22 protein-coding genes are annotated in these 17,362 nt (G+C 61.9%); 5 read left to right on the forward strand and 17 right to left on the reverse strand.

From position 1 onward, the window contains the following. Positions 1 to 154: 154 nt before the first annotated feature. Positions 155 to 718 (reverse strand): oligoribonuclease, encoded by a 564-nt coding sequence (orn, locus tag AC1DWQ_RS01300; protein ID WP_457279974.1) that lies wholly within the window; start codon positions 716 to 718, stop codon positions 155 to 157. A 35-nt stretch (positions 719 to 753) separates the two neighbouring features. On the opposite strand from orn, the gene AC1DWQ_RS01305 reads away from it, so the two are divergent. Genes AC1DWQ_RS01305 through rsgA form a run of 3 tightly spaced genes read left to right on the forward strand, consistent with a single transcriptional unit; the run spans position 754 to position 3,340 of the window. Further along, on the forward strand, positions 754 to 2,043 hold the full coding sequence (locus tag AC1DWQ_RS01305; RefSeq protein ID WP_477668029.1) for a M48 family metallopeptidase: 1,290 nt from the start codon (positions 754 to 756) through the stop codon (positions 2,041 to 2,043). After that, positions 2,040 to 2,360 carry a 4a-hydroxytetrahydrobiopterin dehydratase gene (locus AC1DWQ_RS01310; RefSeq protein WP_436157846.1) on the forward strand — a complete coding sequence of 107 codons (321 nt, stop codon included), beginning with the start codon at positions 2,040 to 2,042 and terminating at the stop codon, positions 2,358 to 2,360. The genes AC1DWQ_RS01305 and AC1DWQ_RS01310 overlap by 4 nt, the downstream gene beginning before the upstream one ends. Beyond that, entirely contained in the window at positions 2,357 to 3,340 is a 984-nt protein-coding gene (gene rsgA, locus AC1DWQ_RS01315) for a ribosome small subunit-dependent GTPase A (RefSeq protein ID WP_477668030.1), read from the forward strand. Before AC1DWQ_RS01310 ends, rsgA begins: the two co-directional genes overlap by 4 nt. Before the next feature lie 37 nt (positions 3,341 to 3,377). Here rsgA and hisC read toward each other — a convergent pair whose 3' ends face one another. The 7 genes from hisC to rpsP all read right to left on the reverse strand — a co-directional run bounded on the left by hisC (position 3,378) and on the right by rpsP (position 8,825). Further along, positions 3,378 to 4,460 carry a histidinol-phosphate transaminase gene (gene hisC, locus AC1DWQ_RS01320; protein ID WP_477668031.1) on the reverse strand — a complete coding sequence of 361 codons (1,083 nt, stop codon included), beginning with the start codon at positions 4,458 to 4,460 and terminating at the stop codon, positions 3,378 to 3,380. Then, positions 4,457 to 5,485 (reverse strand): CobD/CbiB family protein, encoded by a 1,029-nt coding sequence (locus tag AC1DWQ_RS01325; protein ID WP_457279969.1) that lies wholly within the window; start codon positions 5,483 to 5,485, stop codon positions 4,457 to 4,459. The genes hisC and AC1DWQ_RS01325 overlap by 4 nt, the downstream gene beginning before the upstream one ends. Before the next feature lie 326 nt (positions 5,486 to 5,811). Then, the gene (locus AC1DWQ_RS01330) at positions 5,812 to 6,519 is read right to left on the reverse strand and encodes a CoA pyrophosphatase (protein WP_477668032.1); all 708 of its coding nucleotides are present in this window, start codon (positions 6,517 to 6,519) and stop codon (positions 5,812 to 5,814) included. 66 nt (positions 6,520 to 6,585) lie between these two features. After that, positions 6,586 to 6,951 (reverse strand): 50S ribosomal protein L19, encoded by a 366-nt coding sequence (rplS, locus tag AC1DWQ_RS01335; protein WP_077595343.1) that lies wholly within the window; start codon positions 6,949 to 6,951, stop codon positions 6,586 to 6,588. 141 nt (positions 6,952 to 7,092) lie between these two features. Further along, on the reverse strand, positions 7,093 to 7,872 hold the full coding sequence (gene trmD / locus AC1DWQ_RS01340) for a tRNA (guanosine(37)-N1)-methyltransferase TrmD (RefSeq protein WP_477668033.1): 780 nt from the start codon (positions 7,870 to 7,872) through the stop codon (positions 7,093 to 7,095). A gap of 58 nt (positions 7,873 to 7,930) precedes the next feature. Next, the gene (gene rimM, locus AC1DWQ_RS01345) at positions 7,931 to 8,539 is read right to left on the reverse strand and encodes a ribosome maturation factor RimM (RefSeq protein ID WP_477668034.1); all 609 of its coding nucleotides are present in this window, start codon (positions 8,537 to 8,539) and stop codon (positions 7,931 to 7,933) included. Between the two features lie 25 nt (positions 8,540 to 8,564). Further along, positions 8,565 to 8,825 (reverse strand): 30S ribosomal protein S16, encoded by a 261-nt coding sequence (gene rpsP, locus AC1DWQ_RS01350; RefSeq protein WP_457279965.1) that lies wholly within the window; start codon positions 8,823 to 8,825, stop codon positions 8,565 to 8,567. Positions 8,826 to 9,011: 186 nt separating this feature from the next. Between rpsP and AC1DWQ_RS01355 the strand changes: the two genes are divergently transcribed. Together AC1DWQ_RS01355 and AC1DWQ_RS01360 are read left to right on the forward strand one after the other, a co-directional pair. Then, complete coding sequence (locus AC1DWQ_RS01355) at positions 9,012 to 9,548, forward strand: N-acetyltransferase family protein (RefSeq protein ID WP_477668035.1); 537 nt, start codon at positions 9,012 to 9,014, stop codon at positions 9,546 to 9,548. A 7-nt stretch (positions 9,549 to 9,555) separates the two neighbouring features. Further along, a complete protein-coding gene (locus AC1DWQ_RS01360; RefSeq protein WP_477668036.1) occupies positions 9,556 to 10,032 on the forward strand; it encodes a hypothetical protein in 477 nt (158 codons plus the stop codon). A 248-nt stretch (positions 10,033 to 10,280) separates the two neighbouring features. Here the strand turns inward: AC1DWQ_RS01360 and AC1DWQ_RS01365 are convergent, their stop codons facing one another. The 9 genes from AC1DWQ_RS01365 to AC1DWQ_RS01405 all read right to left on the reverse strand — a co-directional run bounded on the left by AC1DWQ_RS01365 (position 10,281) and on the right by AC1DWQ_RS01405 (position 17,222). Further along, positions 10,281 to 11,318, reverse strand: a complete 1,038-nt coding sequence (locus AC1DWQ_RS01365; protein WP_477646378.1) for an inorganic phosphate transporter — start codon at positions 11,316 to 11,318, stop codon at positions 10,281 to 10,283. Between the two features lie 17 nt (positions 11,319 to 11,335). Beyond that, on the reverse strand, positions 11,336 to 11,983 hold the full coding sequence (locus AC1DWQ_RS01370; RefSeq protein WP_477659753.1) for a DUF47 domain-containing protein: 648 nt from the start codon (positions 11,981 to 11,983) through the stop codon (positions 11,336 to 11,338). 414 nt (positions 11,984 to 12,397) lie between these two features. Next, positions 12,398 to 12,760 (reverse strand): DMT family protein, encoded by a 363-nt coding sequence (locus AC1DWQ_RS01375; RefSeq protein ID WP_457279960.1) that lies wholly within the window; start codon positions 12,758 to 12,760, stop codon positions 12,398 to 12,400. 21 nt (positions 12,761 to 12,781) lie between these two features. Further along, positions 12,782 to 13,744 carry an AEC family transporter gene (locus AC1DWQ_RS01380; protein WP_477668037.1) on the reverse strand — a complete coding sequence of 321 codons (963 nt, stop codon included), beginning with the start codon at positions 13,742 to 13,744 and terminating at the stop codon, positions 12,782 to 12,784. A gap of 108 nt (positions 13,745 to 13,852) precedes the next feature. Next, on the reverse strand, positions 13,853 to 14,434 hold the full coding sequence (locus AC1DWQ_RS01385) for a DUF3299 domain-containing protein (RefSeq protein ID WP_477668038.1): 582 nt from the start codon (positions 14,432 to 14,434) through the stop codon (positions 13,853 to 13,855). A gap of 69 nt (positions 14,435 to 14,503) precedes the next feature. Further along, the gene (locus tag AC1DWQ_RS01390) at positions 14,504 to 14,788 is read right to left on the reverse strand and encodes a hypothetical protein (protein ID WP_477668039.1); all 285 of its coding nucleotides are present in this window, start codon (positions 14,786 to 14,788) and stop codon (positions 14,504 to 14,506) included. Between the two features lie 6 nt (positions 14,789 to 14,794). Further along, a complete protein-coding gene (locus AC1DWQ_RS01395) occupies positions 14,795 to 16,012 on the reverse strand; it encodes an ABC transporter permease (RefSeq protein ID WP_477668040.1) in 1,218 nt (405 codons plus the stop codon). Further along, positions 16,009 to 16,665 (reverse strand): ATP-binding cassette domain-containing protein, encoded by a 657-nt coding sequence (locus AC1DWQ_RS01400; protein WP_477668041.1) that lies wholly within the window; start codon positions 16,663 to 16,665, stop codon positions 16,009 to 16,011. Before AC1DWQ_RS01400 ends, AC1DWQ_RS01395 begins: the two co-directional genes overlap by 4 nt. After that, a complete protein-coding gene (locus tag AC1DWQ_RS01405) occupies positions 16,662 to 17,222 on the reverse strand; it encodes a Fur family transcriptional regulator (RefSeq protein WP_477668042.1) in 561 nt (186 codons plus the stop codon). The genes AC1DWQ_RS01400 and AC1DWQ_RS01405 overlap by 4 nt, the downstream gene beginning before the upstream one ends. Positions 17,223 to 17,362 lie beyond the last annotated feature (140 nt).

A 17,362-nucleotide genomic window follows, 5' to 3' on the forward strand; every position in this document is an offset into this window, starting at 1 on the left:
ATAGCGTGCTTTACGGGTTTCTACCAATCCCCTGCTCAACCGGGGGCATCGCGGCTTCCTGCCGTCAGCCTGTACCGTGCGCACCCGCTATCATTTCAATAGCTGCTTGCGCTTGTCCTGTCTGGCTAAAACCCCGAAATGACTTACGCAGAATTCACTTCAGGAAGTGTTGCCGATAGTGCTCAAGTTCGTCAATCGACTCGTGCACATCGGCCAGGGCGGTGTGGCTCTGGCGCTTTTTGAAGGCGCTGTAAACCTCGGGACTCCAGCGCTTGGCCAGTTCCTTGAAGGTGCTGACGTCAACGTTGCGGTAGTGCAGGAAGGCTTCGAGTTTGGGCATGTACTTGACCAGGAAGCGCCTGTCCTGGCTGATGGTGTTGCCGCACAGCGGTGAAACACCCTTGGGAACGTATCGGGCCAAAAAAGCCAGAATCTGCGCTTCGGCATCTGCCTCGTCCACGGTGCTGGCCTTGACCTTGTCGATCAGGCCGCTGCGCCCATGGGTGCCCTTGTTCCAGTTGTCCATCTGGTCCAGCAACTCGTCGGTCTGGTGGATCGCCAGAACCGGGCCCTCAATGCGCGGCGTGAGTTGCGGGCCTGTGACGATGACGGCGATCTCGATCAGGCGCTCTTTTTCCGGGTCGAGGCCGGTCATTTCGCAGTCCAGCCAGACGAGGTTCTGGTCTGATTTTTTAAGTAGGGGTTCAGTTTCAGGCATCTTGCGATTCTCGCTGATCGCCTAAACTGCCAGCCATGACCGACTATTCGCTTGTTTTCACCGGGGTGTTTTCCGCCTTTCTGGTGTTGGGGCTGCTCACGAAGTTCTACCTGGCTTCGCGGCAGATCCGCCATGTGGCACGGAACCGGAACGCGGTGCCCGCCGCCTTCTCGGCCACCATTTCGCTGCAGGCGCACCAGAAGGCAGCCGACTACACAATCGCCAAGGCACGCTTCGGCATGCTGGAGATGGCTTTCGCCGCCGCCGTGCTGCTGGGCTGGACGCTGCTGGGCGGCATCGACACGCTGAACCAGGCAATCGCCGGTTCCGGCCTGGCCGCCTGGGGCGCGCTGGTGCCGCAACTGGCCCTGCTGGCCGCTTTTGGCCTCATCAGCGGTTTGCTCGACCTGCCCTTCACCCTGTACAGCACCTTCCGCATCGAAGAGCGTTTCGGCTTCAACAAGATGACCTTGAAACTCTGGCTGGCCGACCTGGTGAAGTCGACGCTGGTCGGCATCGTCATCGGCCTGCCCATCGTGGCGCTCATCCTGTGGCTGATGGGCAGCGCGGGAAGCCTGTGGTGGCTGTGGGCCTGGGGTGCCTGGATGGGTTTTAACCTGCTGGTGCTGGTGCTCTACCCCACCGTCGTCGCGCCGATGTTCAACAAGTTCAAACCGCTCGAAGACGAGACACTGAAGGCGCGCGTGACAGCCCTGATGCAGCGCTGCGGCTTTGCGGCCAAAGGCCTCTTCGTGATGGACGGCAGCAAACGCTCGGCCCACGCCAATGCCTATTTCACCGGCTTCGGCGCGGCCAAGCGCGTGGTGTTTTACGACACCCTGCTCAAACAGCTCAACCCCGGTGAAGTTGACGCCGTGCTCGCGCATGAGCTGGGCCATTTCAAGCACAAGCACATCATCAAACGCATCGTCTTGATGTTTGCCATGAGCCTGGCCGGTTTCGCCTTGCTGGGCTGGCTGTCGTCACAGGTCTGGTTCTATACCGGCCTGGGCGTGCGGCCCAACCTCACCGGCGCCAATGACGCCCTGGCGCTGCTGCTCTTTTTGCTGGTGGTGCCGCTCTTCAGCTTCTTCATCTCGCCGGTGTTTGCGCAGTTCTCGCGTAAACACGAGTTCGAGGCCGACGCCTATGCCGTGGCGCAAACCGACGGCAAAGACCTGCAGAGCGCCCTGCTCAAGCTCTACCAGGACAATGCCAGCACCCTCACGCCCGACCCGGTATTTGTGAAGTTTTACTATTCGCATCCGCCCGCCTCCGAACGGCTGGGCCGCATGATTCCTTCTGTTGAAAGCACCGCGACATGAGCAACCCGATCCACCAAAACCGCCGCGCCCTGAGCGCCACGGAAATCGTCACCCAGTTGAGCAAGCTCAATGGCGAGCAGGCCCTGGGCTGGCGCCTGATCGACGGTTCGCTGGAAAAAACCTACAGCTTCAAGAACTACTACGAGACCATCGCCTTCGTCAACGCATTGGCTTTCATTGCCAATGCCGAAGACCATCACCCCGACCTGGCCGTGAGCTACGGCAAATGCACCGTGCGTTTCAACACGCATGACGTCGATGGTGTTTCAGTCAGTGACTTTTTCTGTGCGTCGAAGGTTGACGCCTTGCTGGCTTGAGCAAACCGGCACGCCCTGCCGCCGCGCCCGTCGCAGGCACGCGGCCCGGGCTGGTGGTGGCGGGTTTTGGCCGCCATGTGCTGGTAGAAACCGACACCGGCGAACGCCTCATCTGCCACCCGCGCGGCAAGAAAAGCCAGGCCGTGGTGGGAGACCGCATTCGCTGGCTGCCTTCCGAAGACGAAGGCACCATCGAGAAAATTGAAGAGCGCCGCAACCTGTTTTACCGGCAGGACGAGATGCGCACCAAGTCCTTCGCCGCCAACCTCGACCAGGTGCTGATCCTCATCGCAGCCGAGCCCGAGTTTTCGGAAAGCCAGCTGACCCGCGCGTTGATTGCCGCTGAAGCAGAGGGTATCACCCCCATCATCGCCCTTAACAAAAGCGACCTCACCGAGCCTTTCGGGCGCGCCTGGGCCAAGCTGGCGCCCTACCGGGCCATGGGCTACAGAATGCTCTCGCTGGCCATCAAGCCCAAAACAGCGACAAGCGGGCCGGCCGATGCCCCGCACCCGGAACTGCAGGAACTGACGGACTTGCTGCGGGACAAAAAGACGCTGGTGCTGGGACCTTCAGGCGCGGGCAAAAGCAGCCTGACCAACCTGCTGGTGCCCGATGCACGGGTGCTGACGGCGGAAATATCGCAGGCCCTCAATTCAGGCAAACACACCACCACAAGTACCACGCTGTACTGGGTGAATACCGGGACGGACGGTCAGAGGAGCACCGCGCTGATTGATTCGCCGGGCTTTCAGGAGTTCGGGCTGCACCACATTGACCCAGTGCAGCTGGCCAACTACATGCCCGACCTCAAGGCGCACGCCCAGGACTGCAAGTTCTACAACTGCACCCACCTGCATGAGCCGGGTTGCGGGGTGATTTCAAAGGTCAAATCGGGGCCCAGCCCAGACGGAATCAGCGCAAGCCGCTATCGTTTGTATAGCGAACTATTTGCCGAGCTGTCGCAACCCCGATATTGACGGGAACTGACGGGCAGCGCCCGTCCGGGCAATAGCGTCAGGCCTTGAGCAGCTCGCGGCAGGCCTGCACCAGCGCCTCACACTGCGCCGGCGTGCCCACGCTGATGCGCAAATGCTGGTCGATGCGCGGCTGCCTGAAATGGCGCACCAGGATGTTTTTTTCGCGCAAGCCGGCCGCGAAGGCCGCTGCGTCGTGGCCAGGATGGCGAGCCAGCAGGAAGTTGGCCTGCGATGGCAAGACGTCAAAGCCGAGGCCTTGCAGCTGCCGGCTTAACAGATCACGGCTCTGGATCACGGCCGTGCGAGTCGCTTCAAAATAAGCACGATCCTCGTAAGCCGCCACGGCACCGGCGATGGCCAGGCGGTCCAGCGGATAGGAATTGAAGCTGTCTTTCACCCGCTCAAGGGCTTCAATCAGGTGGCGCTGGCCGGCGGCAAAACCAACGCGCAATCCGGCCAGCGAGCGCGACTTGGACAGCGTGTGCACCACCAGCAGGTTGGGATAACGCGCAATCAGTTCAATGGCGGTTTCGCCGCCGAAATCCACATAGGCTTCGTCTACCAGCACAACCCGCTCGGGCTGTTGCTGCAACAGTTGCTCGATCTGCGCCAGCGGCAGGCCGGTGCCGGTGGGCGCGTTCGGGTTGGCAATCACCACGCCCGCGCATGGCGCGGTGTAATCCGCCACATGGATGCGCAGGGACGCATCCAGCGGCACGAGCCCGGCCTCAATGCCATAGAGCCCGCAGTACACCCTGTAAAAGCTGTAGCTGACATCCGGCATCAACAGCGGCTGGCCGTGGCGGAAAAATGCGCAGAAAGCGTGCGCCAGCACTTCATCCGAACCATTCCCAGCAAACACCTGGCCGGTGTCTATGCCGTGGTAGCCGGCAATCGCCCGCCTGAGTGCATTGGCCTGCGGGTCGGGATAAAGCTGCAGGCCGTTTTGCGCCGCGGCCGTGATGGCGGCAACGACACGGGGCGATGGCGGGTATGGGTTCTCGTTGGTGTTGAGCTTGACCAGGTCCGCAACACCGGGCTGCTCCCCCGGCACATACGGCACAAGACCGCGCACCGCAGGGCTCCAGAAGGATTGCCCGGAAGGCAGGCTGCCGCTCATCCGAGCAGGCGTGCCAGGGTCAGCAGCGCCAGCAAGACCATCCACAGCACCACGGAACGCCACACCAGCCCCACGATGCTTCGCAGGTGCGCCACTTCGGGCTCCCGGCCAGGCGTGGCTTCTGTGGCGATGCCGTCTTCCGCATCCAGGCCACCCGCCTGGAAACTTTGCGAGGTGTCCGCCGAAAACGTGGTCTTGAGCGCTTCGCCGCCCAGGCGCACGTTCACGGCACCGGACGTGGCAGCCAGGATGATCCCGTCGTTGCGGTTTTCAGAGGCCGAAGGAGTGCCAACCGGAAACCGGTGCGTGTAGTTGCGCCAGGCATCAATGGCGTCTTCAAAACTGCCGACCACCGCGAAACCCAGCGAGGTGACACGGGCGGGCACAAAATCAATCACGCCCCAGGCACGGCTTGCGGCAAGCTGCAACGCCGTGCTGGCGCCCTCGCCTGCTGCAGCGGCGGTCCTTCTTTTATAGGCCCAGTAGCGTGAAACGAACTCACTCATGCGGTAGAGCACGGCGCCTGCGGGCCCCAGCCCCAGCGCAGCGAGCACCGAAAACCAGCCCAGCACGCCGAACACATGGCGGTGCGCGGCCAGCACCGAATATTCAATCACGTGGCGGACAATTTCGCTGCGCGGAAGCTCGCTCGCATCGACCTGGCGCCACTGCGCCAGCAATTCGCGCGCTGTCGTTTCGTCGCCGTCATCCAGCGCGTCGCGTATGTCCGTGAAGTAGTGGCTGAACTGCCGAAAGCCCAGCGTGACATAGAGGATTGCCACGTTCCATGCAAAAGCCAGCACGGGGTTGATGGTCCACAGCAGCCAGTGAATCAGGAAGGTGACCAGCGCCGGCACCAGCACGGCGACCGTCCATGCGATCCAGCCGTGGTGCGGTTTGCCGGCATCCAGGCTGCGGTTGGTCCAGCGGGCCCAGCCCCGAAATCCCGCATGAATCCAGTTGCCGCGGGCCAGCGGACGGGCCTGTTCGATGATGAGTGCAAACAAAACGGCAAAAAAGCTCATGAGGAATCATAACTTGGCCCCCACGCTTTTCACTTCGTGTAATGCGCTGCCCCCCGAGGGGGCCGCCCGCCTGCGGTCTGGCATAGCCAGCCCCGCGGCTCATGCTGGGTTTAAGAGTTCAGTTAGCACAACCCAGCGGGGCCCGTGCGAGCAGGGGCCGCGGAACTGGCTCTGCCAGGCCGTAGGCGCCGTCCCCTGCAAGGGGAAAAGGGCTACACGAAGTGAGCCCGATAGGGGTGTGCTAATTTTTCGGCTTCGCCGGCCCCAGGCGCCGCCCCCTGGAAGGGGGGAACAGGCTACACGAAGTGAGCCTGGACGGTGGTGGGCTAAGCCACCAGAAAACGATAGAGATTACGCAGCATGCCGGCCGTCGCGCCCCAGATATAACGCTCCCTGGCCTCGTTGCCATCACCTTCCACGGAGGGGTCTGAGTACGGCATGGAAAGCCATTGGCGCAGGGCGCCGTCGAACTCCATCTCGTGGCGGCGATGATTGGCCGGGTTCATCAGGTAGCCCAGCGGCACCTCGAAGACATCTGCGACTTCACCCGGATTGGGCTGCAGCACGAACCCGGGCCTCACCAGCGCCACCACCGGCGTGATGATGAAAGCGGTACCGGTGACGTAGGTCGGCAAGGTGCCCAGCACCTCCACATGGTCGCGCGGCAAGCCCACCTCCTCGTGCGCTTCCCGCAGCGCGGTGTCTACCGCATCGCGGTCGGTTTCATCCGTACGGCCGCCGGGCAAGGCGACCTGGCCTGAGTGCGTGGACAGGTTGGTGGTCCGCTCCGTCAGCAGCAGTGTCAGCTCGTCCCGCATGACCAGCGGAATCAGCACCGCAGCCAGCGCAGGCGTGCGGTCGGTGAATGTCTTTTCAACGCTGTGTTCGGGAGTCCACACAGGCGGATGCCGAAAACGCTGGCGCAGGGCCTCCGGTGAAAGGTGCGCCGAAGGGACCCCCGCCAGATGGTCATCAATACCCAGCACCGGGATGCTGCGCGGGTCAAACTTCGGCAGGGGCCGGGTGTTGTTCATGGAGTGAGAGGTTAGCAGGCAAAAAAAAGCCGCTCGACAGAGCGGCTTTTCAGGGCGGAGGTGCTTTTAGGCAGCCTTGGCGCCCAGCTTTTCCTTGATACGTGCGGATTTGCCGCTGCGGCTACGCAGGTAGTACAGCTTGGCACGGCGCACATCACCACGGCGCTTGACTTCAATCTTCGCGATCAGCGGGCTGTAAACCTGGAACGTACGTTCCACGCCTTCGCCGTTAGAGATCTTGCGAACGATGAAGCTGGAATTGAGGCCGCGATTGCGCTTGGCAATCACCACACCTTCAAAAGCCTGCACGCGTTTACGCGTACCTTCCACCACATTGACGCTCACGATCACGGTGTCGCCGGGAGCGTAAACGGGAATGGTCTTGTTCAAGCGGGCGATTTCTTCCTGCTCAAGGGTCTGGATCAGATTCATGGTTTATTCCATCTAACTTCTTCGCTCATACACGCGCTACGCTAAAGACCGCAAATCCATGGAACACCCGCGGGTGTTCAGATGGTTGCAGTGGCCGCCAGAGGATCGAAAAGCCTTTGATTATAGCAAGTCAGTGCTTTTTCAAGCGTCTTTGTCCGGGTTTTCGACCAAATCGGCCAAAAAAGCCTCGTCACTTTCGCTCAAATTCCCACTCTGCCGTGCCATTTGCACCAATTCCGGGCGTTGGCGCTGCGTCAGCGCCAGGCGTTGTTCACGCCGCCAGCGCTCAATATGGGCGTGGTTTCCAGACATCAGGGTGGTCGGAACGGGCTGGCCGCGCCAGCTTTCGGGCCGCGTGTAATGGGGGCAATCCAGCAAGCCGTCGAGTGCAGGATTAAAGCTGTCCAGCTGATGACTGCCCTCGTCATTGAGCACGCCGGGCTGGAGCCGGGCCACCGCATCGAGCAAGGCCATGGCGGCAATTTCCCCGCCCGACAGCACAAAATCGCCCAGGCTGATCTGCAGGTCAACATGGGCCTGGATGAAGCGCTGGTCCAGCCCTTCGTAGCGCCCACAAATCAATACCGCACCGGCGCTGGCCGACCAGCCTTCAACGCCGGCATGGTCCAGCGCCTTGCCCACGGGAGAAAAAAGCACCGTGGGAACCTTGGGCGCACCATTCGCAGCACGGTCAGCCTGTATTTTTTCAAGGCACAGCGCCAGCGGCTCAGCCATCATCACCATGCCGGGGCCGCCGCCGAAAGGCCGGTCGTCCACGCGGCGGTAGTTGCCGTCGGCAAAGTCCCGCAGGTTCCAGAGCTTCACCTCAACAAGGCCCGATTCGTAGGCGCGGCGGGTCACGCCGCTGACCAGGAAGGGCGCAAAAAGCTCGGGGAAAAGTGTGATGATGTCGAAGCGCATGGGGCTATTGTGTGCGAGCCCGGCGCTTCAGGGCAACAGCCCCTTCGGGCTACAAAAATCAGTAGTCCGGCTGCCAGTCAACCGTGATGCATTTGCCGGCGATATCCACCGCGTCGACATACACGGAGACAAACGGGATCATGCGTTCGGCGGTCAGGCTCGTGCCGTCCTCCTGCTGGACGGTGTACTCCACACACAGGACCGAGTGCGGGCCGGTGGCCATCAGGTCACGCACCAGGCCTAATGGCACCCCTTCGCGATTGACCACGTTCAGGCCGATCAGGTCGACCCAGTAGTACTCATCCTTGGAGGCCGCAGGAAAACTGCTGCGGGGCAGGAAGATGCGTGCGCCACGCAAGGCCTCGGCCGCATTGCGGTCATCAAGGCCCAAAAACTTGGCGACGACGGTATCGGAATGAACTTTGGCCTCGTCCACGCTCAGTGAAACGGTGCCAGAAAACACGGTGAACCCCGGGCGGAATTTGGCGTCAGGCGCCTGCAAAAACCAGGATTTGGCCGCGAAAAGTGCTTCTGGATCGGTGCTGTGCGGCAGGATTTTCACCCAGCCCTTGACGCCCCATGCATCCAGGATGCGCCCGACTTCGATGGCGTCGTGCGGAAGGCTTGAGGGCGTCAAGCCTGCCGACGATTGAAGGCCGGGCTGCATCAATCTCTAAATCAGACCGAGTTCTTCAGGCCGTTTTGACAGCAGCCGTAGCACCTTGCTTGACCAGGCGCAGAACGGTAGGAGACGGCTGGGCGCCCACACCGATCCAGTGGGTCAGGCGGTCTTGCGCAATGCGCAGGCCTTCTTCGCCACCTTTGGCAATCGGGTTGTAAAAACCGATGCGCTCGATGAAACGGCCGTCGCGGCGAACGCGTTTGTCAGCCACAACAATATTGAAAAAAGGACGGTGCTTGGAACCGCCGCGTGCAAGTCGAATGACGACCATGATTTATCCTTCGGGTGGTGGGGCTTACCGGTAAGGTAGATACCCCAATGTTCTGCAGCGCTTGAGACACACGACATGGCCACCCGGCCAGCGAATTGCTGCAAAGCCTGAGATTATAGCCTGTGGAACGGTTTTGGCCCAAATTCACCTCCCCGCCCTTCTCCTATCCCCGAAACCACGACAGACATGCCCCTCATACGCCCCAGCCGCGAAGAAGACATTCCCGCCATCACGGCCATTTACGGTCACCACGTCCTGCACAGCACAGGAACGTTCGAAACCGAGCCTCCCAGTGTGGCCGACATGACGACCCGCCGGGCTGACGTACTGTCCAAAGGCCTGCCCTACCTGATCGCCGAGGAGGAAGGAAAAATTGTGGGCTTCGCCTACGGTAACTGGTTCAAGCCGCGACCGGCCTACCGGTTTTCGGTGGAGGACACGATTTACCTCGCGCCTGAACTGCACCGCAAGGGCCTGGGCCGTGCGTTGCTGGCCGAGCTGCTGGCACGGCTTGAAGCGGTGGGCGTACGCAAGGCCATGGCCGTGATCGGTGATTCGGCCAACGCCGGCTCGGTGGGCGTGCACCGCTCGCTCGGCTTCACCGAAGTCGGCACCATTGCATCGTGCGGCTGGAAGTTCGGCGCCTGGCGCGACATCGTGATCATGGAAAAGACCTTGGGCGCAGGCGACACGCAGCCGCCGGTGGATGCACCCGCCGCATAATCGCAGCATGCAAGCAACTGCCTCCCCAGCCCCTAAAGCGCCCAAAAACAAAACCCTCGCCGCCTGGCTCGCTTTTATCGGCGGTCAACTCGGCGTGCACCGTCTTTACCTGTTCGGCCTTGGCGACGTGTGGGCCTGGCTGCACCCCATCGCAGCGGCGCTGGGCTGGTGGGGAGTCGAGCGCGTACGGCTTTATGGGCAAGATGACCACCTCGCCTGGGTGCTGATTCCGCTACTGGGCTTTACGCTGGCCGGCACGGCATTGACCGCCATTTACTACGGCCTGATGCCAACGGAAAAATGGAATGCGCTGCACAACACGGGCACGCCGGCCACCCAGGCGGGCAACACCAACTGGCTGACCATAGGCGCCGTGGTGTTTGCGCTGCTGTTTGGCACTATCTCACTGATGTCCAGCATAGTCTTCAGCTTCCAACGCTACTTCGAGTACCAGGTCGAAGAGGCCAAGAAAATCAGCCAGTAGATAGAGCCCCCACGGTCGCTCACTTCGTGTAGCTTCCTGCCCCCCGAGAGGGCCGCCCGCCTGCGGTCTGGCAAAGCCAGTCCCGCGGCTCATGCTGGCTTTAAGAGTTCTTTAAGCGCTACCAGCGGGCAGCCGCGGAGCCGGCTTTGCCGGGCCGCAGGCGCCGTCCCCTGCAAGGGGAAAAGGGCTACACGAAGTGAGCCCGATAGGGGTGAACCTATTTCTGCAGTGAGCCCGGACAGGGGTGTTCAAAAAACTTGCAGGCTGACCCAGTACGCGATCGCGGCCACGAAGGCCGAAGCGGGAATGGTGAAAATCCAGGCCCAGACGATGTTGCCAGCCACGCCCCAGCGCACGGCTGAAGCGCGCTGCGTGGAACCCACGCCCACGATGGCGCCGGTGATGGTGTGCGTGGTGGAAACAGGAATACCCAGCCCGGTCGCCAGGAAGAGCGTCAGCGCCCCGCCTGTCTCGGCGCAGAAGCCGCCCACGGGCTTTAGCTTGGTGATCTTCTGGCCCATGGTTTTCACGATGCGCCAGCCGCCGAACATGGTGCCAAAGCCGATGGCGATGTAGCAGACGATGACCACCCAGATCGGCAGGTGTTCCGTGGTCGCCATCATCCACACGGGCAAGCCCTGCACATTGCTGGTGGTCGCGGCGATCAACAGCAGCCAGATGATGCCGGCCGTCTTTTGCGCGTCGTTGCCGCCGTGCCCCAGGCTGTAGGCGCCGGCGGACACCAGCTGAAGCCGGCGAAACCACCGGTCGGCCTTCGACGGGGTCGTCCTGCGACACACCCAGGCCACCGCCACCATCATCAGCGAGCCCAGCAAGAATCCGAGCAGCGGCGACACGAAAATGAAGGCCACCACCTTGAAAACGCCCGACGCGATCAAGGCACTCGCGCCGGCCTTGGCAATCACAGCCCCTACGATGCCGCCGATCAGCGCATGCGAAGAGCTGCTGGGAATGCCGTAAAACCAGGTCACGATGTTCCAGGTGATGGCGCCCATCAGCGCGCCAAACACCACATGCGTGTCCACCACGCCCGGCATCACGATGCCCTTGCCGATGGTCGCCGCCACGCTCAGGTGAAAGATGAAATACGCCAGGAAGTTGAAGAAGGCGGCGAACAGCACCGCCTGCCCCGGCTTGAGCACACCCGTCGACACCACGGTGGCGATCGAGTTGGCCGCGTCATGAAAGCCGTTCATGAAGTCGAACGCAATGGCCAGGAAGACCAGCAGGAACACCACCCACAGGGCAGCCTGTACGGTTTGCATGGTTCAGGCGCCCGTGATCAGGAGTTCTCGAGGACGATGCCCTCGATCAGGTTGGCCACGTCCTCGCACTTGTCGGTGATGGTCTCTAACAGTTCGTACACCGCCTTGAGCTTGATCACTTCCCGTACATCGGGCTCTTCGCGGAACAGCCGGCTCATGGCAGAGCGCATGACGCGGTCGGCGTCGGACTCGAGCTTGTCGATTTCCTCGCAGGTCTTGAGCGCCGCTTCAGCCGTCGCGGCATCGCTGACTTTTTCGATCAGCGCCACGGCATCCTGCAGGCGTTCGCAGCACTTGACGCTCAGGTCGGTCAACCGCACGATGTCTTCGGTCATGTGGCGCACGTCGTACAGCGCCATGGTTTCCGCCGAATCCTGGATCAGGTCGGCCACGTCGTCCATGGTGTTGATCAGCTTGTGGATCTGCTCGCGGTCGATGGGTGTGATGAAAGTCTTGTGCAGCGCCCGGTTGACTTCATGCGTGATGCGGTCGGCGGCGCGCTCGGCGTGGTCGACTTCGCGGTTGAAAGCTTCGCGCTTTTGCACGTCAGCGTAGTTCGCGACCAGGTTCGAGAACGCGTGGGCGGCCTCGACGATGCGTTCGGCATGCTGGTTGAACATCTCGAAAAAATTGCCTTCGCGCGGCAGCAATTTGCCAAACAGCATGTCAGTTCCTCAGGGAGTAAGTCAAAAATATGACGTTTTTGTAACAGCTAGAAGTTTAACCGCCCGGGATTTTAGGTAGCTTGGGTGTCTGACGGTGGGTTTACTGCTTAGGCTGCTGGCCGGGGGTTGCCCGGCATGCAACTCACTTTCTTTTGCTTCGCCAAAAGAAAGTAAGCAAAGGTCACGTAGTGGGGATTCGCTCACTTCGCGAAGCGAAGTTACGCGAATACCAAAAGGCGACCGTGGTTCCTGCGTCCCTTCGCTACGCTACGGGCAACCTGCGGTGCTCGGGCCAGCCGGGGTCAAAAACAACTCGCCTGCGGCTCAAACAAGTTTTTGCCCTGATCCGTCTGAACCTCCGCTCCTCGGCGCATCCACAAGGGCCAATCAGGGGCGGGGACAAATACCGGGTACTCAGGCGGAACGGAAGATGAAATACACCGCGCCCACCATGCACAGCGCGGCCCACAGGTAATCGAGTTTCAACGGCTCATTCAGGTAAAACACCGCAAAAGGCACGAACACGCTGAGCGTGATCACCTCCTGCATGATCTTGAGTTGCCCGACGCTGAACTGGGTAAAGCCGATGCGGTTGCCGGGCACCTGCAGCAGGTATTCAAACAGTGCGATGCCCCAGCTGATCAGCGCTGCGATATACCAGGGCGAGGTGGCCAGGTTTTTCAGGTGTCCGTACCAGGCAAAGGTCATGAACACGTTGGACAGCAGGAGCAGACCGATGGTTTGTGCCGATACCGGGAGGGACTGTAGGAACTGCATCAATGGCTCCGTGAATGAAATTTAGACAAACCGCCCGACCAGCAGCAGCACAATGGTCAGCGTCACCAGGGCCAGTGCGGTGGACACCACCACACTGGCAGTAATCAGGTCTTCCGCGACCTTGTAGCGCTGGGAAAACAAAAACACATTGGCACCGATCGGAAGGGCCGATGCCACCACCATCACCGCCATCGGCACGCCACCCACACCCAGCAGGCGGCACAAGCCGAACACCAGCAAGGGATGCAGCAGGTTTTTCACGCCAGCCAAAGCCAGCGCCTGGCGCCAGTGCTCCCCCACACGCGTGTTGGCCAGCGTCACGCCCACCAGCACCAGCGCCAGCGGACCGAAGGCATTGGCCAGCAATTCCAGTGGCTTGTCGACCACCGCGGGAATCGTGAGGCCGGTCTGCGCAAACAGCAGGCCCGCCATGATGGGCAGCGGCACCGGGTGCAGCAGCGCGTTTTTCACGGCCATCAACACCGTGGCCACCGGGTGGCGTGGTGCGGTGGTGACTTCATCGGCCGTGCCCAGCTTCTGTTCGTGCGCCACCGCCAGTTCCAGCACCACCGTGGCGCTGGTCAGCAACACCAGCGAATGCACCGAGACCAGCGTAAACAGCGTCACCAACCCTTCGGGGCCATACATCAACCCGACCAGCGCGATGCCGATCATGACGGTGTTGGAGAAGGTGTTGGCCAGTGCCAGTACGGCGGCGCGGCGGTTAAAGCCCTGCAGCAGCAGGGTGCCACCAAACAACACGACCACGGCCAGAAAGTAAGCCAGCACGGGCTTGAAGTCCAGCTGCTCAATACGCACCTTGCTCATGGTGCGAAACAGCAGCGCTGGCGTGAGCAGCAGAAAGACCAGGTTTGAAAGGTCTTTTATCGCTCCGGGCCTTACCCACTGTGCGCGACCAGCTATGAAACCTGTAGCAATCAACAACACGACGGGAAGCAGGGACACGAAGACAAGCTGGTTCATTGCGCAATCTTAGCGTGCGGGTTGCCAGGCCGTCGCGGTGCCGTCTCCGTATTTTGCGGGACGGCTCCGCTTAAAAAGCGTCAGCCACGGCAGTTTTGTGCGCGGCTCTTACCTGACGCTGGTTGCATCCGTAATGCGGTAGTAAAGACCGTAAGAGTCGTCGTTCAGGACCAGGAAGCGCCCCTCCACCACCACCGGCTCCATGCTGTATTTCACCGGCGTTTTGGTTTTGACTTCGACCATGCTCTCGGGCCCGCCGGGCAGGCAGAAGGCGCAGGTCAGCGGCACCGACGAGAGCAAAAAATGCTTTTGCTTTTCACCCGGGTCCAGCGGCATCATGAAGCCCTGGATGCGCTGGGTTTTCTGGTTCAGCGCCATCTGGTCGAGGGTGAAGACCGGCAGGATCCGGTTTTTCTCGTTTTTGGTTTTCACCGCCGTCAGCACCGACCAGGGCACAACGTCCGTGCGGGCCGCCAGCGGTGGGAACGGGCTGTTGGCGCCATGCACGCCCGCACCCTGCCCGACCGGTATGTCAAACGCCGGCCCTGCCGCGGCAGGTTTGCCGCCATTCGCCAGCGGTGAAGACAGCGTTTGCGCCGAAAGGCCTGCAGCGGCCAGCAGCGTGCTGCAGGCCAATGCCCACCTCAGTCCGTAAAGGCTTGGTGTGCGAGGGCGAAAAGAGGCAGTCATGCAGTACTCCAGAAAATCCAGAAAAAAGGTGAGGCCACTTCAGGGGTGTCCCGGTGACGTCAGTGGACGTCAATGAACGTGTTTCATCCCGCAGTATTTGCCGACGGCCAGGCCTTTGCAAGCGGCCTGCAGCTCTTTTTCACAAACTTCGTCTTTCTTGCCCGATTCCAGGCATTTGGCGGCGTTTTCATGGGCGGCGGCCATGGCGCGGTGGCGCTGGATGTCTTCCTTGGTTTCCTTGTCGTTGTGCTGCGCATGGGCCAGCGAGAACGTGGCGCTCAGGGCCACCGCCGCAAACGCGGCCGCAACAGGAGACAGGGTGAGGAATTTTTTGATGGAAGAGAGGTTTGTCATAAGAAGTTACCTTGATTGGAGAAGTTCAAACACACTGATCCGGTAGGCTTCCCAGGCAGGCAGCAACGCAGACGCCAGCGCCACACCCAAAGCCAGCACCGGCACACTGACCAGCTCGACCGGCCATGACAGCGCACCGATCAGGACCGATTTTTCAAGTTGCAGCGCCCAGGCCAGCAGCGCCGTCAGCCCCTGCCCCGCCAGCACCCCCAGCACGGTGGCCAGCAGCGCCAGCCATAGCGCTTCGCACAGCAGCAGGCCGGCCACGCGGGCCGGTGGCGCACCCAGCATGCGCAGCAGCGCCAGGTCGGCCCGGCGCTCACGCACGGCGCCCCACAGCGCGATGAAGACACTCAGGCCCGCCGTCAGCAGCAGCACGCCGGCCAGCGCACGCAGCACGTCGGTGCCCACACCCACCATGCTCAAGAGGCGCGTGATCTCCAGCGCCGGCGCCGCAGCCTGCATCTCGGTGCTGCTGTTGATGTAGCGCGGAAAGGTCACGGCCGCCAGCGGCGTCTTGTACTGGATCAGCGCCAGCGTGATTTCGCGTTCCTCTTCCAGCACCTTGCGGTCGTCGTCGTCCAGCGCGGTGTCGGTTTCATGCACCTGCCAGACGGACTCGGTGGCCGTCAGCACCAGGCGGTCCAGCACGGTGTGGCTGCCGGCCAGGATGCCCGACACCACATAGGGGCTCAGCTTGTGCTCTTCACCGCCGCCGCCCAGGCCGTGTGTGCCGGTAAAGCTGTCGCCCACTTTCAGGCCGGTCTGCTGCGCCACCTGCGCGCCAATGACGGCCTGCATGGGCCTGGACCACAGCGCGCCCTGTGCCAGCTGCGCGTCGTAATGGTGGATGTAGTCGGGCGTGGTGCCCACAATGCGAAAGCCACGAAAACTGTCGCCCAGGCTGATCGGAATGATCCTGGCGACCTGCGGATGTCTTTCCAGTTCCTTCACCGCCGCCAGCGGCACGTTGCCCGTCGGTACGTCAAGGTGAAACACACCTGACAGGATCAGCTGCATCGGGCTGCCCTTGGCGCCCACCACCACATCGATGCCGGCCACGTCACGGTCAAACGCCTGGCTGATCTGGTGGCTGACGAGCAGCAGAAAGGTAATGGAGGCCAGCCCCAGGGTGAGCAGCAGCAAATTCAGCGCCGCCGCCAGCGGCCGCGACCACAGGTAGCGCCATGAAAAAACAACGGTCTTGAATGCTATCGTTTTCATAGCTGCTCGCGCTCGACCAATAAGGACTGCAGGCCCTTTTTATCCTTAAAAAAGGCCAAAACACGTGCATCGTGCGTGGCAATCACCAGCGTGGCGGCCTGCTGCTGCGCCGCGCTTTGCAGCAAGGCCAGCGACGCCGCAGCCGCGTCGTCGTCCAGGCTGGCCGTGGGTTCATCGGCCAGGATCACGCGCGGCTTGAGCAACACCGCACGCGCCAGCGCTACACGCTGTGCCTGCCCGCCTGATAGTTGGGCCGGCTTGCGATCAGCCAACGCGCGCACGTCCAGCGCGTCCAACGCTTCGGCAATTCGGCCTTCATCATCCGGCTGGCCGGCGGCCCACTGCGCCATGGCCAGGTTGCCGTGCACCGTCAGCGCCGTGCTCAGGTGAAGTTTCTGCGGCAAAAAACCAATGGTTTTTGCCCGCCACGCGTCACCTGCACGTCCACCCAGCGCCTTGATGGACTGGCCGGCCACCGTGATGTCGCCCTCACTGGGCGCCAGCAAACCCGCCGCCAGCGCCAGCCAGGTGGATTTGCCCGAGCCCGACGCACCGCGCAGCAGCAAGGTGCCACCCTGCGCGACGTCCACGTCCGCAAAGCGCAGCTCGGGACCATTGGTGTAGCGGTAAGCCAGCTGGCGGGTACTGATCATGAAGAAGCCGCGCCGGTGGCGCAGTCGGCGCACACGCCCCGCACGGCAAAGTCCATGCTCATGCCCTGGTAGCCCAGCGCCTTCAGTGCCTCCAGCGCGGTCTGCGCGGCGCGCTCCAGGTCTTTGGTGCTGGCCTTGAGGGCGCCCGAACGCTTTCCCGACAGCGCACCCGACAAGGGGCTGTCGCGGTGGCAGCTCTGGCATTCAAAGTGGGGAATGGCATGCACGCTGCTCGGCATGGCCTGGTAACGGCGCACGCGATTGGCGTCCACGCGGCACAGCAGCAAGCCCACCTGCGTGAGCCGGTCGATCAGCCGGTACAGCGTGACGCGGTCCAGTGTCACGCCTTCGCCGGCATCATCGTCGCCGCCCAGCGCGGCCTGCAGCTGCGCGTGCGTGTAGCTGGTGTCCGGGTGGGCCAGCAGCCAGCCCAGCACCAGGCGCGCCGCGCTGGTGCGGCGCAGGCCGTGGGCCGACAGCAGCACATCAATCGGGTCTGCGTCGGCGGTGATGCCGGGGCCGGTTCTGGAGCGCCTGACAGGTTGGACGGATGCCATGGGATGAAGCCGTTCAGAAAGAGTTTGGCAAAAGAGCGCGCGGCGTATTTTCACAACGCACGCACATAACGCAACAATGTTGCATTAGACTATACAGCAATTCAGTTGCATTATTACCGCAACCGAGTGGCTTTTGATGA

The sequence above is a fragment of the Polaromonas sp. P2_G11 genome (genome assembly GCF_056403595.1).